At 40.6% G+C, this 17,072-nt stretch carries 12 protein-coding genes and 5 tRNA genes; 7 read left to right on the plus strand and 10 right to left on the minus strand.

Translation table 11 applies throughout. The annotated features are described in order from the left end of the window. The first annotated feature begins 206 nt into the window (after window positions 1-206). A complete protein-coding gene (locus ACYSN2_RS01170; RefSeq protein WP_461748419.1) occupies window positions 207-3,686 on the plus strand; it encodes a pyruvate carboxylase in 3,480 nt (1,159 codons plus the stop codon). Between the two features lie 433 nt (window positions 3,687-4,119). On the opposite strand, the gene ACYSN2_RS01175 is transcribed toward ACYSN2_RS01170, so the two are convergent. Next, window positions 4,120-5,310 (minus strand): MFS transporter, encoded by a 1,191-nt coding sequence (locus ACYSN2_RS01175; RefSeq protein WP_461748420.1) that lies wholly within the window; start codon window positions 5,308-5,310, stop codon window positions 4,120-4,122. 116 nt (window positions 5,311-5,426) lie between these two features. Here ACYSN2_RS01175 and ACYSN2_RS01180 point away from each other — a divergent pair, with 116 nt between their 5' ends. The 3 genes from ACYSN2_RS01180 (at window position 5,427) to ACYSN2_RS01190 (ending at window position 8,183) form a co-directional block, all read left to right on the plus strand. Further along, window positions 5,427-6,023 carry a TetR/AcrR family transcriptional regulator gene (locus tag ACYSN2_RS01180; protein ID WP_461748421.1) on the plus strand — a complete coding sequence of 199 codons (597 nt, stop codon included), beginning with the start codon at window positions 5,427-5,429 and terminating at the stop codon, window positions 6,021-6,023. Window positions 6,024-6,234: 211 nt separating this feature from the next. Beyond that, on the plus strand, window positions 6,235-6,654 hold the full coding sequence (locus ACYSN2_RS01185; protein WP_461748422.1) for a hypothetical protein: 420 nt from the start codon (window positions 6,235-6,237) through the stop codon (window positions 6,652-6,654). A 212-nt stretch (window positions 6,655-6,866) separates the two neighbouring features. Beyond that, window positions 6,867-8,183, plus strand: coding sequence for an esterase-like activity of phytase family protein (locus ACYSN2_RS01190; protein ID WP_461748423.1), 1,317 nt, complete (start codon window positions 6,867-6,869; stop codon window positions 8,181-8,183). A 154-nt stretch (window positions 8,184-8,337) separates the two neighbouring features. Here the strand turns inward: ACYSN2_RS01190 and ACYSN2_RS01195 are convergent, their stop codons facing one another. Continuing rightward, on the minus strand, window positions 8,338-8,844 hold the full coding sequence (locus ACYSN2_RS01195; protein WP_461748424.1) for a hypothetical protein: 507 nt from the start codon (window positions 8,842-8,844) through the stop codon (window positions 8,338-8,340). A gap of 88 nt (window positions 8,845-8,932) precedes the next feature. Next, window positions 8,933-9,877: a LysR family transcriptional regulator gene (locus ACYSN2_RS01200; RefSeq protein ID WP_461748425.1), complete on the minus strand. Its 945-nt coding sequence runs from the start codon at window positions 9,875-9,877 to the stop codon at window positions 8,933-8,935. Between the two features lie 175 nt (window positions 9,878-10,052). Between ACYSN2_RS01200 and ACYSN2_RS01205 the strand changes: the two genes are divergently transcribed. From ACYSN2_RS01205 to ACYSN2_RS01215, 3 genes are all read left to right on the plus strand, one after another. Further along, window positions 10,053-11,348, plus strand: coding sequence for an MFS transporter (locus ACYSN2_RS01205; protein ID WP_461748426.1), 1,296 nt, complete (start codon window positions 10,053-10,055; stop codon window positions 11,346-11,348). 176 nt (window positions 11,349-11,524) lie between these two features. Next, complete coding sequence (locus tag ACYSN2_RS01210) at window positions 11,525-12,550, plus strand: histone deacetylase family protein (RefSeq protein WP_461748427.1); 1,026 nt, start codon at window positions 11,525-11,527, stop codon at window positions 12,548-12,550. An 8-nt stretch (window positions 12,551-12,558) separates the two neighbouring features. Next, entirely contained in the window at window positions 12,559-13,782 is a 1,224-nt protein-coding gene (locus ACYSN2_RS01215) for a Zn-dependent hydrolase (protein WP_461748428.1), read from the plus strand. 125 nt (window positions 13,783-13,907) lie between these two features. Here ACYSN2_RS01215 and mepA read toward each other — a convergent pair whose 3' ends face one another. The 7 genes from mepA to corA form a co-directional block, all read right to left on the minus strand. Next, a complete protein-coding gene (gene mepA, locus ACYSN2_RS01220; RefSeq protein ID WP_461748429.1) occupies window positions 13,908-14,762 on the minus strand; it encodes a penicillin-insensitive murein endopeptidase in 855 nt (284 codons plus the stop codon). A 136-nt stretch (window positions 14,763-14,898) separates the two neighbouring features. Beyond that, window positions 14,899-14,975, minus strand: a tRNA-Asp gene (locus ACYSN2_RS01225). A gap of 71 nt (window positions 14,976-15,046) precedes the next feature. Further along, window positions 15,047-15,123: transfer RNA gene (locus ACYSN2_RS01230), tRNA-Asp, on the minus strand. Window positions 15,124-15,195: 72 nt separating this feature from the next. Continuing rightward, a tRNA-Asp gene (locus ACYSN2_RS01235) sits at window positions 15,196-15,272 on the minus strand. A gap of 71 nt (window positions 15,273-15,343) precedes the next feature. Next, a tRNA-Asp gene (locus ACYSN2_RS01240) sits at window positions 15,344-15,420 on the minus strand. A 71-nt stretch (window positions 15,421-15,491) separates the two neighbouring features. Then, window positions 15,492-15,568 (minus strand) — tRNA-Asp (locus tag ACYSN2_RS01245). A gap of 240 nt (window positions 15,569-15,808) precedes the next feature. Then, complete coding sequence (corA, locus tag ACYSN2_RS01250; RefSeq protein WP_461748430.1) at window positions 15,809-16,846, minus strand: magnesium/cobalt transporter CorA; 1,038 nt, start codon at window positions 16,844-16,846, stop codon at window positions 15,809-15,811. Window positions 16,847-17,072 lie beyond the last annotated feature (226 nt).

Genomic DNA, 17,072 nt, shown 5'->3' on the forward strand with positions numbered 1-17,072 from the left:
AAGTCGAAGAGGATTTTGCGGCCTCTTCTGGTTTATATTTATGTTGTTCTAGAGGAATTGATTTAAAAAAATATTTTAAATAAAAGATTATGAATCTCAGTTTGCTTGTTGTATGGTTGTAGTGTTTGTGTAGTTTTAGTGATGAACATTCACGGAAACTCGACTGAATAATTTTAATAATAAATATCATTGACGGAGGAAGATTCATGTCTTTAGATTCATCAGAAAAACAGATCAAAAAAATTCTAGTAGCGAACCGTTCGGAGATTGCGATCCGTATTATCAGGGCAGCTGCAGAGCTTGGCATTAACACTGTAGGAATTTATGCAGAACAAGATAGACGATCTGCGCATCGTTTTAATGCCGATGAGAGTTATGTTGTTGGGCGAGGTAAGCAGCCACTTGAAGCCTACTTAGATATTGATGATATTATCCGAATTGCGAAAGAAACCAATGCCGATGCGATCCATCCTGGATATGGTTTCTTGGCGGAAAATCCGGATTTTGCTAAAGCATGTGCCGAGAATGGCATTATCTTTATTGGGCCTTCATTTGAGGTGCTCAATACCCTTGGAAATAAAGTTGCGGCAAGAAATGCGGCAATGGCTGCCGGCGTTCCGGTAATGCCAGCATCAGATCCGCTTCCAAGGGATGAAGAAGCGATCAAAAAGATTGCGCTTGAAATTGGTTATCCTGTGATGCTGAAAGCTAGCTGGGGCGGCGGTGGCCGTGGAATGCGTGCGATTTATAATGAGTCGCAATTAATGGGTTCTGTGCGAGAAGCTCGCGGGGAATCGTTGGCGGCATTTGGCAATGATGAAGTGTACTTTGAAAAGCTCATCGAAGAAGCGCGTCACGTCGAAGTACAGTTACTTGGCGATAATCACGGCAATATCGTGCATCTTTGGGAGCGAGATTGCTCTGTTCAGCGTCGTCATCAAAAGGTGGTTGAACGTGCACCGGCGCCATATCTTTCGCAAGCAATGCGTGAAGAGATTTGTGAAAGCGCGCTAAAACTTGGAAGAGCGGTAAAATATAGTAATGCCGGAACGGTGGAATTCCTCATGGATGCAAGCACCGGCAAGTTCTACTTTATCGAAGTGAATCCTCGTATTCAGGTAGAACATACGGTTACAGAAGAAGTCACGGGCATTGATATTGTCAAAGCGCAAATTCAAATTGCCGGCGGTGGGGAGATCGGTACAGCTTCTGCAGAAGTTCCCACGCAAGAGAATATCAAGCTGAAAGGCAGTGCGCTTCAATGCCGAGTCACCACAGAAGATCCGGCGAATAACTTCTTGCCGGGAACAGGCACGATTATTGCGTATCGTTCTCCTGCGGGCTTTGGGATTCGTTTAGATGGTGGAACGGCTTATTCCGGCGCTGTGATTTCGCCTTATTATGATTCACTGCTTGTGAAAGTGACAACATGGGGAAATACGCCGATTGAAGCCATTGATCGCATGGATCGTGCGCTTCGTGAGTTTAGAATTCGTGGCGTTTCTACGAACCTTTCGTTTGTGGAAAATGTGATTAATAATCCGAAATTTATTGCCGGCGATTACACAACGAAGTTTATTGATCAACATCCTGATCTTTTCCATTTGAAAGAACGACAAGATCGCTCGAACTTGATTTTGAAGTTCTTAGGCGATGTTGCCGTGAATGGTAATCCGGAATTGGAAGGTCGAGATCTTCCAAAACACATCATTACGCCGGTATTGCCAAAGCTCCAAAAAGACTACAAAGAAAACGGTAAAAAAGAAATTATCGGATCAAGAACAAGATTACTGGAGTTAGGGCCAGAAAAGTTCGCCAATTGGGTAAAAGATCAGAAAGAAGTTCTGATTACAGATACTACGATGCGAGATGCGCATCAATCGCTCTTCGCAACCAGAATGCGTTCACACGATTTATGGCAAATTGCACCATATTATGAAGCATTAATGCCGGAGTTATTCTCCATTGAATGTTGGGGCGGTGCGACATTTGACGTTTCCATGCGCTTCTTAAATGAAGATCCGTGGGAACGTTTAGTGAAACTGCGTCAGATGATTCCGGGAACGCTGTTTCAAATGCTGCTTCGTGGCGTAAATGGCGTAGGTTATACAAGTTATCCTGATAATGTGATTCAATATTTTGTGAAGCAAGCAGCGGAAAAAGGCATTGATCTCTTTAGGGTATTCGATTCGCTCAACATTATGGACAATATGCGCGTTTCCATTGATAGCGTTTTGGAAGCGAATAAACTTTGTGAAGGCACAATCTGTTATACAGCAGATATTTTCGATGCGAAACGCCCGAAATATCAATTAAGCTACTATGTAAAACTTGCGAAACAGCTTGCAAATGCTGGCGCACATATTATCGGCATTAAAGATATGTCCGGCGTTTGTCGTCCTGAAGCGGCAAGAGCGCTTGTGAAAGCGTTGAAAGAGGAAGTCGGTTTACCGATTCATTTCCACACACACGATACTTCCGGCATTTCAGCGGCAACGGTCTTAGCGGCGATTGAAGCCGGCGTCGATATTGTGGATACGGCGATGGATAGTTTATCGGGCTTAACGAGCCAACCGCCGATGGGTTCTATTATTCATGCGCTTAAAGGTACAGAGCGAGCTTCCCAAATTGATCTTGGTGCGATGAATGAAATTTCCACCTATTTTGAAGGTGTTCGCTCCATCTATGCGCCTTTTGAAGCCACAATGCGTGCCGGTACTTCCGATGTGTATAATCATGAAATGCCGGGCGGACAATATACGAATCTTCGTGAACAAGCTCGCTCAATGGGACTTGAATCTCGTTGGAAAGAGGTTTCAGAATCTTATGCGGTTGTGAATCAGTTGCTCGGCGATATCGTCAAAGTGACGCCAAGCTCCAAAGTTGTGGGCGATATGGCACTGATGATGGTCACGCAAGATATTACGGCAGAAGATGTGTTAGATCCTGATCGTGAAATTGCGTTCCCGCAATCCGTTGTCGGGCTTCTGAAAGGCGAGCTTGGTATTCCTGAAGGCGGATTTCCGGAAGATATCAGCAAGAAAGTGTTGAAAGATGAAAAACCCATTGAAGGCAGACCAGGCGCACATCTGCCGCCGGTAGATTTAGCGGCAACAAAGGCAGAGCTTGAAGCGTTCTTAGGTTATACGATCTCGGATGCGGATTTGGCATCTTACCTCATGTATCCTGCGGTGTTTAAAGGCTTTAAAGCACATCAGGAAAAATATGGAAATGTGTCGAATATTCCGTCCAAAATCTTCTTTTACGGACCGGAAAAAGATACGCACCATGCCATTGAGCTTGATCTTGGAAAAGAGCTTTTAATTAAGTTATTAGCAATTTCTCAGCCGGATCAAACAGGGCATTGTAGCGTTTTCTTTGAGCTAAATGGAGAAACTCGCGCATTCTCAATCTTGAAAGATGAGCTTGCAAAAGACTTACCATTAAGGGAGAAACGTGAAAAGGGGAATCCATATCAAGTTGCGGCAATGATGCCGGGCGTTGTGGGTTCAATCCATGTGAAAGTCGGCGATATTGTGAAAGAGGGCGACGCCATTGTCACGCTTGAAGCGATGAAGATGGAAACCACTCTTCGAGCAGAAAGCACCGGCGCCATTGAGCGAATCCTTGTGGTCAAAGGCGATGTCGTTGAAGCGGATGATCTGTTAGTAGAGATTGATAAGTAGTTGCGATAATTAGTAATCGATTAATAGTTATTAATCTCGGTTATAAGTTGTATTTGATGATATTTAAGAAGAGCTGATTTATGGCGGGAGGGAAAGTTTGCACTCATTGGACAAACGCTCGCCCGCAGATCATAAGCTTTTAGATTCAGATTTACTGAGATAACTACGTTCCTTCAACTTTTCTTAATAAGCGTTATCAATCATACAAAAAGCGTTTCTGTGTTTAATCAGAAACGCTTTTCTTTTGTGGCTTTTAGAATTTTGAAAATTTAAAAGAAGATTAATATCTCTATCATGAGATTTTCAGGATATAGAAATCCTAAAAAAATGATGCTTGCTGGCACGGGATTTTCGGAAGCATGCAAGCATTCGAACTAGCCATGCATTAGACTTTATTGTTGAATGAAACCTTTTCTATCTTTTTTATATTCGTTTAAACAGTCAATTTGAGCCTTGAGTTTTCCGTCATGGCATATACCCAAAACGTGAGGCAGAAGATGATAATGCTTGCGGCAAGGGCTACCATAAATCCTGCACTAATGCTCATTTCATCAATCACAATGCCGGCAATGGCAGCGCCGAGCGCAACGCCAATTCCAAGCCCTGAAATGAGCCATGTTAAACCTTCTGTGAGCTGATCATCAGGAACGGCTTCTTCAATTAAACTCATGGCGATAATCATGGTCGGCGAGAAGAAGAAACCGGCGATAAATACGACGGTGGAGAGCGAGCTGATATTCCAAACATAGATCAGTGGAATGCTTGAAATCATGGTGGCAGCTGCCGTCATAATCAACAGTTTTGAGAGTGAAAATGGGAACCGAAGCGCACCAAAGAGAAGTCCGGCAAAGCACGAGCTAATAGCATAGAAGGAGAGTATCATGCTTGCAGATGCCGGCATATTTTGTGCTTTCGCAAAAGCAACGCTCGCGACATCAATGGTTCCCACAATAATGCCGAGGAAAATCATTAAAAAAGCTAAGAGTTTTACAATGGGCAGATGAATCACGGAAGATGGTTTAATCTCTTGGATTTTCACCGGCGGTTCCGTTTTCTTTTGAAGCACAAAAGCGGTAATTCCCACAGCTAAGAAGATCATCGCAAGTAACGGTCCTGCTTGCGGGAATAATCCCACACAAAGCCCAACAGAAACGGGCGGGCCGACAATAAAGCAGAGTTCATCAATGACGCTTTCTAGGGCGTAAGCGGTTTGAAGTTCCTGTTTTCCTCGATAAATTTCTGTCCAACGAGCACGAACCATCGCCGACATACTTGGCATAAAACCGCCGGTAATGGCGAAAACAAAGAGAAGCCAAATGGGAAGCTGAAAGTAGGCAACTGCGAGAAGGGCGAGAATACTGGTAAAGGCAATGGCAGTTGTATAGGGCAGAACTTTGCTTTGTCCGTGCCGATCAACGGCTCTAGCAACTTGCGGTGCGATCATGGCGCATGAGAGCGTAAACAGTGCGGCGACACCGCCGGCAAGTGTATAACTTTGTTGAAGTTCTGAAAGCATGGTAATAATACCTATTGCTGTCATGGAAACCGGAATTCTTGCAATGAGTCCTGCGAGCACAAATCCTTTACTTCCGGGAGTTTTAAGGAGTTGTAAATATGAAGCCATGATAATCCTTTAGGGAGATGAGCATACATCATGTATGCCGAAAGAATTGTATTTGCAGAGGGTATCGTTGTCAATTAGAATAGCCGAAAAATCATACTTATAGGAGAGATCTGTTTATGATCAAAAAGCCCACAAAACGAGCGAAAATGATGGCGGAAACGCAAGAGAAATTATTGCGAGCTGCAAGAGAATATTTTGGAAAATATGGATATGCAGCGACTTCAATGGATGAGTTTACGGCAAGTGTCGGTTTAACTCGTGGTGCGCTATATCATCATTTTGGAAGTAAAAAAGGGCTTTTTGCGGAAGTTGTGATTCAGATTGATACGGAGATTGATGAAATCCTTCAAGAGATTGCGCAAAAAGAGAGTGATCCGTGGAAAGCGCTTTATCAAAGGGGGATCGCATATTTACAAAAGTCATTAGAGCCTGAAGTGCAGCAGATTTTATTGAAAGATGCGAAAGCAATATTGGGTACGGAACTTATGAGCATTCAGCGCCGTTGTATGGATTCGGATATTTTGCTCATTGAAAGTGGTATAGAGCAAGGCATTATTAAGCCAGGGAATTCGAGAGTTTTAGCAATTATGTTAGATGGAAGTCTATTTGAATCGGCATTTTGGATTGCAGAAGCCGATGATCATGAAGAGCGATTAGCGTTAGCGCTTGATTGTTGGAAAATCATTTTAGAAGGAATTAAAATCCCGGCTTAAAACTTCTCCTGAATGCGGAGATATCAGAGTTTTAGAGTGATGAGTGCCCCTTTATCTGATTTATGAGAAGTGAATTTATGATGAGCAGATTGCGTGATACTTATTCATAATTTTCCGCATTAGTGTAAATGTTTATATATTTATGTATAGTTAATAAAGTATTATGAATTTATCACTATTTTGTACTCTTTAAATCTAAGGACATATTTATATGAAAAACACGATGAAAGTTGCAGGACTTGTTTTGGCATTAGGGGTTGTTGCAGGTTGTGCATTAACGCCGGCACAAAAAGCAGCGCAGGCACAAGAGAAAGCGCAACAAATGCTCGATACGCAAGTAAGTTTAGCAAGTCAATGTAATCCGCAAACAGCAAATTTAATGCAAGAAATGCCAAATTCGAGCCAATTGCCAGAAGTGCAGCAAAAAGCTTTCCAAGCAAAATATGAGCGAGCAGTGAATAATCCGGCATTTAAAACATGTTATAACTTAGCGTGGAAAAGTTATCGTGAGCAAAATGCCATTCAAGCACAACAAATGGCTGATTGGACAGAAGCAAGTGATGAAGCTTGGGATAATGGAATGTTCTTTGATGGACCAGGCGCATGGGGCGGCTGGGGTGGTTGGTACTAATCACCGCCTTTCGTAATAGATTCATTTACGAAAAACTATTGACGAAAAATTGATAAAAAACAGATAATCACAAAACCCATTATGAGAATAATGGGTTTTTTATTGCGTGAAATATGGAGGATGAACGATGAAGGAATTTTTTGATCTGTAATATCGCTGTTAAAAAGGATTTGTACGATAAAACTTCTTAAACCAACAAATAGGGAATCATTATGTTTCGTAGAAGTCTGATTGTGACATCACTTTTAGTGAGTTCTATTGCATTATCTGATCAAGAATATCCGGCAACGTTATCGGCGCATGCATATTTGCCGGCAAACACCATGATTAAAGCACCGAGTGATGCGCCGAAAGATCTGCAAGTGAGTGGAAAATTTACAGATGGCATTCGAAATAATGTTGTAGGAAGTGTTGAAGGAACATCGCAAGGTCGTCCTACGGGATTATCGCTTCCTTTTGAAGGTCAGCCGATACAAGGGCATTCCGGTATTAAACGAATGGAAGATGGCTCTTATTGGTTGCTGACCGATAATGGTGCAGGATCTAAGGCGAATTCATCCGATTTTATGCTCTATTTGAATCAATATGATGTTGATTTTGAGAATAACGCGTTTGCGCTACTAAACACAATATTCCTGAAAGATCCTGCGCAAAAAGTGCCTTTTAGAATTCAAAATGAAGGAACTACAGAGCGCTATTTAACAGGCGCAGATTTTGATCCTGAAAGCTTTCAATTTGCCGGCGGTTATCTCTGGGTCGGCGATGAATTTGGACCATATTTGTTGCAAGTAACGATGGATGGCGAGATTGTGAATGTGTTTGAAACAAGTTTTCAAGGAAACACATTACGATCGCCCGATCATTACACGATGATCGTTCCCGGCAATCCTGCACAAAAAAGTGAATTTGAAGTATTGAGATCAAAAGGATTTGAGGGAATGGCGGTCAGTGCTGATGGCACAAAACTCTATCCACTTTTAGAGGGGGCGCTTGTCGGAACAGATGGTTCAGCGCTTCAAATTTTAGAATTTGATGTCAAAAATCAAAATTGGACCGGCAATTTTTGGAATTATCCTTTAGCTAAAAAAGGGCTATCCATTGGCGATTTTAATATGATTGATGATGAATATGCGCTGATTATTGAACGTGATAATGGAGAGGGCGTTGTTGAATTTGCATGTCAAGGCGACGTAACACCAACCTGTTTTGATACGGCGAATTTGCCTGAAATTAAGCGTGTCTATAAGATCAAAATGAACGGCGATAATCAGAATCAAAATGTAGAAAAAATCGGTTATATCGATCTTTTGAATATCCAAGATCCGAATCAAGTTGCGAGAAAAGAGCTGAGCTCTGGCAATTTCGTATTTCCATTTTTTACCATTGAAAATGTAGATATTGTTGATGCTGAAACGATTATCGTAGGAAATGACAATAACCTGCCATTTTCTAGTAGCCGAGCACCGAATAAAGCAGATGATAACGAATTAGTCTTATTGAATGTTGCGGAGTTATTGCAGGCAAAATAAGGTTTTATTCATTTCCGCATCATAGTTATAGATGTCGTAAATAGAGATGTAAAAAGACAGATACAAAAAGATAGATACAAAAAAAGCTGTTCCAAACATATTGGAAACAGCTTTTCTTTTTTAATGCGTGATCTCATTGATCTTTAGAGAGATTCTATCGAAGATCAAATTCTGCTTCATTCAGGATCGTCATCGGATCAATTTTTGGAGTTTCCTCATCAGACACAACGGAAATAATCGTTACTTTGCCGTTATTTCGCTTCAAGCGTTGCCATGAATATGGTTTTTCCGGCATTGTAAGAGAGTAATAAATCTCTTGATTGTCGGGATTCATCTTTAAAATCGTGAACGTACTGCCTTTCGGTGTGTTTTCTTGGAGAAAATCCGCATATTCTGCAAATGTAAGATCACGTTCTTCATCGGTTAAATGACTGCCGGTAATTACAACGGTTGTGTCATGTCTTTGAGAATGTTGCGCTAAAAGAGTGCCTTCCGGAGAACTGGTAGAATCGATATTTTTATAGCTATTATCTAAATAAACCGTAGCAATGCCTTGTTTAGAAATAATTTTCTCTTCAGAAAGCGGTTTAAAACGATCGTAGATGATCAAGCCTACGATAACGACGATAACAGCAATGATAGATGCTTTTTTATTACTCACGATAATGTTCTCACAATGAATGAAGGGCTAAAGTTACCGAATATCGAGGGAGAAATCAACCGATAAGCAGTGAATAAATCTGGGGTGATCATGAGGTTGGTGAATTGGCTGATAGCTGGAGAAAATCAGGAGAGATTGAAACAGAGGCAGCATCTAAGAAAGCGTGTTCACTTGCTCGTAGTGTTCTATGTCTATTCCAAATAAGATATACGGGGACATCAGCAACTCCTTGGTAAGGAGGGAGTTTTCTAATGAGGGAGCGATCTAAAGCACTTTGTGCGGCATTATCTGGTAAGCAGCCTACCCCATATCCGGTGATGATTAATCTTTGGAGCTCTTGGAGGTTATTGGTAATGGCAACTTGCTTGCCGGTAAAGTGTTCCATATCTCTAAAAATTGCAATCGGTGAAAGTGCTGATCCTAATTGTTCGCTATCAAAAGCGACATAGTCTTGTGCAATGACATCACTTTTATTAATCACTTCTTTGTTAAATAACGGATGATATTTTCCGCAATAGAGAGAGTATCTCTGTGGAAGATAAAAAAGTTTCTCAAGGCCTTCGAATCCTTTTGGCTCTAGGGTAATGCCAATAGCAGGATGATTATTACTGATTTTTTTAACGATTTCGGCATGAGTTGCCGTAGTAATATTCAGATTGATATTAGGATAATGTTGGTGGTAATAGGTTAAAAGGTTGTCAAAGTCATTAGAAACTAATCCTGATACAGACATAATGTGAAGAGTGTCTTTAATGGTATTGCTTGTTGCTGTAAGTTTCTGTTCAAACTTGATGAGCTTAGAATAAACATCAATAGCTGTTTTATAAAGATTCTCACCAATTTCGGTTAATATGAAATTTTTATTGTTTCTTTCGATAAGTTTTACTTCTAATTGTTCTTCCAGTTTTTTTAAATTTTGGCTTACAGCTGATTGTGTGATGTTTAGCTTAATCGCTGCATTACTAATGCTTCGTTCTTCTACAATAACGAGATAAGCATGTAGTAACGTCCAATTTAGTTTTTCTATTTTCATGTTTTTGACTCATTTTTGATCTTTTTTATTTCTGTAAGAGCTTTAGTGTATTAGAAAATCTAATGTTGATCATTAAAATTTATTGTTTGAAAAAAAAGTGAAAGAGGTAGATAAGTAAGATGACCTTTCGCAAAGAAAGGCGTAAAACTTTACAATAAAAAATAGGGAGGGTGGTATGTCAGCCACGAAAAAACAACCGATACGGGCATCGCTTGCGGCTTTTTTAGGAACCATGATTGAGTGGTACGATTTCTATATTTACGCATTTGCATCAGCCATGATTTTTGGAACACTCTTTTTTGAGACGGAGAGTGCATTTATTGCCACGATGGCTTCATTCGCTACATTTGCTATTGGATTATTAGTAAGACCGATTGGGGCGGTATTTTTTGGTCATCTAGGTGATAAAATTGGCAGAAAGAAATCGCTTGTGATTACGTTATTTATGATGGGAATCTCTACGATAGGTATTGGTTTTCTACCAACTTACGCTCAAATTGGGATTGGAGCGCCAGTTTTATTAATTATTTTGCGTATTATTCAAGGGCTTTCTGTAGGGGGAGAGTGGGGTGGTGCGGTTTTAATAGCAGCTGAACATGCACCTAAAAATCGTAAAACTTTTTTTGCATCATTTGCACAATTAGGATCACCCGCAGGATTGATTTTAGCAACGATTGCATTTAGATTGATTTCAGAGATGGATGATGAAGCGCTTTATAGTTATGGTTGGAGATTGCCATTCTTAGCAAGCTTTGGGCTTTTAATTGTGGGTTATATTGTAAGACGTAGCGTGAATGAATCTCCAGAATTTGTAGAGGCTAAGGCACAGGCAGAAAGAGATCGAGTAGACAATAAGCCAGAAGTTGCACCTTTTAGAGAGCTTTTTACTAAAATGCCGAAAGTCATTTTACTTGCGATCGGAGCGAACGTCTTAGGGATTGCAGGTTTCTATTTTGTAAATACATTTATGCTCTCATATACGACTGTGTATTTGAAAATGGATCGTACTTTGATTTTAAATGTTTTATTGGTGGTCTCATTTGTTCAGTTTTTCAGTCAGCCTCTAAGTGCATGGATCGGCGATAAATTTAATAGCTATAAATTTTTACTTTTTAGCTCCTTTGTTTGTATTTTTTCACCTTACTTAATGTTTGTGATGGTAGATACACAAAATCCAACGTTAATGGTGATGGGGATAGCGATTACGGTGATTTTTATGGCGGGTTATTATTCCGTCATTGCTGGATTCTTGACAACGCTTTTCCCCGTGCATTTACGTTATACGGCAATTTCAGTGGCCTATCAGTTTTGTGGTGCAATTGCAGGCGGATTAACACCGTTAATAGGGACGGCTCTAGCAGAAATGTATTCAGGATCTTGGATGCCTTTGGCGATTTTTTATAGTTTTATTAGCTTATTAACACTCTCTTGTGTGTTCTTCCTAAATCCTAAAAAGCGTGAAACATATTAGATAAGCGAGATTATAGGTCTTTATAGAGTTGGAATAAATTAGGGCGATTTGGGGCTTATCTAAGAGCTTTAACCTTTTAGTGTCAATATTATATTGACTTGGTACTTAGATAGTATGGCAACCCCTTGAATGTATAAAGAAATAAATAACAAGAAAGTATCAATAGGAGAATTATTATGAATATTTATTATCATTCGGATCAAGCGTTGCATAATCCGCAGACATATTTTTCTCGAGGGAAAATGCGTGAACCGCAGGAGGTTCCAAGGCGAGTGGAAGAGTTTCAAAAGGGTGTTCAACAAGCTGGGCTTGCCATTACATCGCCGGAAGACTTTGGGTTTGATTATCTTACGAAGGTTCATGGGTTTGCTTATATTGAATTCTTGCAAACCGCTTATAAAGAGTGGCATGAAGTACCGGAAGATTGGGGTGAAGAAGTGATGCCGAATGTATTTGTGAAAGAATACAATGCTCTCAAAGGGATTTTAGCAAAAGCATCACGATATATTGCGGATGGAAGTGCACCCATTGGTAAGTTTACATGGGAGTCTATTTATTGGTCGGCGCAAAGTGCTCTCAATGCCGCAAAAGATGTGGCTAGTGGTGCTGATCTAAGTGTATCTATTAGTCGTCCTTCTGGTCATCATGCACGCCGTGAAGCAGCGGGTGGATTTTGCTTTGTTAATAATGCGGCATTAGTCGCTGAGTATCTTTTAGATAATAGTAAGGCGAAAAAAATACTAATTTTAGATACAGATGTCCATCACGGGCAGGGGATTCAGGAGATTTTTTACGATCGAGATGATGTGATGTATATCTCGCTTCACGGTGATCCTACGAACTTTTATCCAGCGGTTGCAGGGTTTGAAGAGGAGCGCGGGGAAGGTATAGGATTAGGGTTTAACATTAATTATCCCTTCGAGCATGGGCTATCCGAGGTTGGTTTTTTTGAGGTTTTAAAAAAAGCAATGAATGATGCAAGGATCTTTAATCCCGATGTCATTATTCATAATATGGGTTTTGATGTTTATAAGGATGATCCGCAAAGTAAAACCCAAGTTACAACAGAAGGAATACGGGTAATTGGTCAGGAAATTAAAGCGCTCGGAAAACCAGTTGTATCTCTTTTAGAAGGGGGGTATTTAATCGAAAAGCTTGCAGACAACACGGAAAGTTATCTACGAGGTTTATTAGAATCATAGGAGGACTCATGAAAGTTAATCAAGATAGATTGTGGAATAGCCTAATGGAAATGGCAAAAATAGGCGCAACTCCGAAGGGGGGAAGTTCTAGGTTAGCGTTGTCAAAAGAAGACAAGGAGGGGCGTGAGCTCTTTGTCTCTTGGTGTGAGGCGCTTAGAATGGAGATGCAAAGGGATCCTATTGGGAATCTTTTCGCTATTTATCCTGGAATGGATCGAGAAGCTCCTTCTATTATGATGGGGAGTCATTTAGATACTCAACCTAAGGGGGGGAGATTTGATGGGGTTTATGGGGTTCTTGGTGCATTGGAAGTAGTGCGGATAATGCATGAAAATGGTATGAAACCTCATCGAGATATAGAAATTGCGGTATGGATGAATGAGGAAGGAGCGCGTTTTTCTCCGGCAATGTTGGGTTCGGAAGTATTTATTGGATCTCTTCCTTTGGAGGATGCTTTAGGGATTGAAGATGTTGATGGAATTGCAATTCAGGATGCATTGCGAGAAGTAGGTGAAGAGGGTTCTATGGAGTTTCAGAGAGTTCTTGATAGTTATTTTGAGCTTCACATTGAGCAAGGACCAATTCTTGAAGATCTAGAGAAGGAAATTGGGATTGTCACAGGTGGGCAAGCGATTGCTTGGCTAGATGGGAAGATGGTTGGTAGGGCTCAGCATGCAGGGACGACTCCAATGCGCTACCGTAAAGATGCAATGTTTGCAGTATCTGACTTTTTAGTGCAAATAGAAGCCTATGTTGCGAGCATTGAAAATGCATTATTAACAGTTGGGGAGATAGGCATTCCGCACTCTTCTCGTAATACGATTGCTGGGACAGTTCACTTTACTTTAGATGTGCGTCATCCTGAAACGGCTAAAGTAGAGGAGATGGTCGTTAGAATTAAAGAGATTGCGAATGAAGTGGAAGAAAGGCGTCATTTAGAGTTAGGGCTTGAAGATGTTTGGTTGTCTCCAGCTATCCCATTTGATGATGTTTGTATTGATCTTGTACGAGGTTCAGTAGCGGATCTAAATCTCTCTAGCATCGAAATGATTAGTGGTGCGGGGCATGATGCAATTCATCTCGCTAAACATTGTCCTACAACTATGATTTTTATCGCTTGTAAAGATGGTATTAGTCATAATGAGGCAGAATCTATCACGGAGCGAGATGCTGTAAATGGCGCGAATGTGCTATTGCATGCAGTATTAAAGCGGAATCAGTTGCTTTCTTAATTCTCCAGAAAATTTTTACCTTAAAAGATAGAAAACCTGAAATAATTTTAGATATATCTCAGGTTTTTTGCTGGAATTGATCTAATTGAGCAGGAATTTTAGATGGTTTTCTGATTTTGTATTTGTCATTGTGTTAATACAGCTTGGCATTCAACAGGCATGATTTTTTTAGGCTTGGGTTTTGAGCTACTTGTGCTATTGGTTTTCGGCGCTGTGCTCCATGCAATTTGATCTTTGACCCAATTTTGTAAGTTACTATCGCATCCATCTCCTTTGGGAATAGGGGCTTGTGCAATACAGCTCACGCTATCCGTAGGGCACTTTAATCGAACGTGGAAATGGGAATCATGTCCATACCAAGGGCGAAGCTTTTCAAGCCATGCAGTATCTGTTTCAGTTTGGCATAGATGCGCTTTAATCACGGGATTGACGAAAATTCGTTCTGTTTCAGGGTAGGTTGCTGCTTGGTAGAGTAATTCTCGGTAGAAAGGTTTCCAGTGGGAGTTGATAGTGCCTGTTTTAGGGGATGCCACGGAAGGGGTATTCAGTTTTTCCCGAAGATGATTAGAGAGATGTTCTTGTCGATCCTCTAGCCAAATATCAATATCTAAGCCTGTTTGATGGCTTGCATGTCCAAAATTTGCAGGGCCACCGCGAGGCTGGGCTATATCGCCAAGAATAATAACTCTGTTTTGAGAGGTTCCAAATTGATTGAGGGTTTCTGTAAACTCATAAATTGCAGGAGCGCCATAATTGCGATTGCGACTCGGGCGTACTTGCTCATATCCGGATTGTTTTGTGGGAATGGTTATACCGCCATTAAAACAACCATTGGCGTAACTGCCGTAAATCTCTGTGGGGCCGGAAGAAGGATGTTCAATTGTATGCCAAGAAAAAGTTAATGTTGGTGCTAATAGCAATATTGGGAAGATAAGTTTTCGAGCGAGCGAATTTTTTGGGGAGAGTATCTGCTTTTTCATAAAAGTGTCTTACACCATAAGTTTGCTGTTTGAAATCAATTAGGAATATGACTTTACAGAGTGCATGACAATGATCAGAAAGACAAGAAAAATGGATACAAAAAAGCCTAGATATTGATCTAGGCTTTGCTGTTAATGGCGGAATGGACGGGATTCGAACCCGCGACCCCCTGCGTGACAGGCAGGTATTCTAACCAGCTGAACTACCACTCCGTATTAGAATCGTTGCTACTCTTAATAGCTTTGTCTGAATCATTTTCTTTATTCAAACAACTTGAGAATAATGGCGGAATGGACGGGATTCGAACCCGCGACCCCCTGCGTGACAGGCAGGTATTCTAACCAGCTGAACTACCACTCCGTATTAGAATCGTTTGCTACTCTTAATAGCTTTGTCTGAATGACTCTCGTTACTCAAACAACTTGAGAATAATGGCGGAATGGACGGGATTCGAACCCGCGACCCCCTGCGTGACAGGCAGGTATTCTAACCAGCTGAACTACCACTCCGTATTAGAATCGTTGCTACTCTTAATAGCTTTGTCTGAATGACTCTCGTTACTCAAACAACTTGAGAATAATGGCGGAATGGACGGGATTCGAACCCGCGACCCCCTGCGTGACAGGCAGGTATTCTAACCAGCTGAACTACCACTCCGTATTAGAATCGTTGCTACTCTTAATAGCTTTGTCTGAATGACTCTCGTTACTCAAACAACTTGAGAATAATGGCGGAATGGACGGGATTCGAACCCGCGACCCCCTGCGTGACAGGCAGGTATTCTAACCAGCTGAACTACCACTCCGTTTTGTTTTTGCTTAGTTGCGTTGAACTAAGGAATGCTATTATACGAAATAAATTCCGCTTGTCATCTTTATTTTTACAATTGTTTAATAAAGAATCAAGAAGAGGCGCTTATTAAGGGGTTATCAGACGATTGTCAGAAGATAAACTTGGTTTTTATGAGCCTGTTTTGAGAATTAGTCATTAATTCTCAAAATTCTGAAAGAAATAATCCCTAATCGTATTCACTCGTTTTATATTTTTAGAGCCAACCTTTGCGTTTAAAGAGTAGATAGGGTGCAATTCCTGAAAGAACCATTGCGCCAATAGAAAGTGGATAGCTGATGGCATAGTTAAGCTCTGGCATAGGGAAGTTCATTCCATAAATACTCGCGATGAGCGTTGGTGGTAAGAATACCACTGAAGCAATCGAGAATATTTTAATGATTCGACTCTGTTCTAATGAGATTTTTCCGGTTGCTGCATCTAGCAAGAAGTTTACTTTGTCAAACAGGAATGTGGTATGACCTGTTAAAGACTCTAAGTCTTGCAGAATTTCTCGAACATCATTTTTCTGCGTTTCAGATAATAGATGTCCACGCATTAAGAAGGAGAAAGAACGGCGAGTATCCATAAGAGATAAGCGGGCTTTACCATTGGTATCTTCTTGGAGTGCGATATTTTGTAATACTTGCTCCATTGTTGGTTTTTTATCTGAATCATCATCTTGAGATTCTAGGCGTTTGCGTTTAGGTGCTTTTTTATCACTATGCTTCGTCACATCCTCATCATCCATGAGAAGGACATATGGGCTTGTATTTTCGAGCTCTGCATAGATTCTCTCTAAAACATCGGCAACATGCTCAATAGCTGTTTCATGTAACCCTATAAGGATATTCATCACATCGACTCGGCCATCTGTGAGTTCTAATTGCATCTGTCTTGCGCGTAAGCGATAGAGTCTAAATGCCGAGAGTTCTTCTTCATGAATCGTGAAAAGACGATTGTTATAGATGGAGAAGGCAACAGTAATATTTTTAGCATGTGTGTCAAAATCATTTAAGAAAAAACTATGAATATGTAAACCATCTTCATCTTCGTAAAAACGAGCGGAAGCTTCAATATCATTGATCTCTGCTTTTTCGGGAAGATCTAATTGGAAATGATTTTCGACTAACTCACGCTCAGTATCTGTGGGATCAACGAGATCAATCCAGATCATTTCATCGGTGAAGTCTTCTGCATTTTGGACAGAAATTTGTCGTAAGCGATTTTCTTTGAGAATAAATCCTGAAATCATGTTTAAATAGCCCCAATTTTTTGAATGATGAGATGAATAAAGCTCAGCACAACGATAAAACATCTTGATCAAAAAGACTAATTTCAATCACAATTTATCTGTATATATGTGAAGCGACTGTTTTTTAGTCAACTGCTTGTCTTTGTGTGGAAGAATCACCATATTTGACATCAAATTATTCTTGTTTTAAACAATAAAAGTAAGTTTTATAATTTAATGCTTGCAA

It is taken from the genome of Ignatzschineria sp. LJL83, from assembly GCF_054871845.1.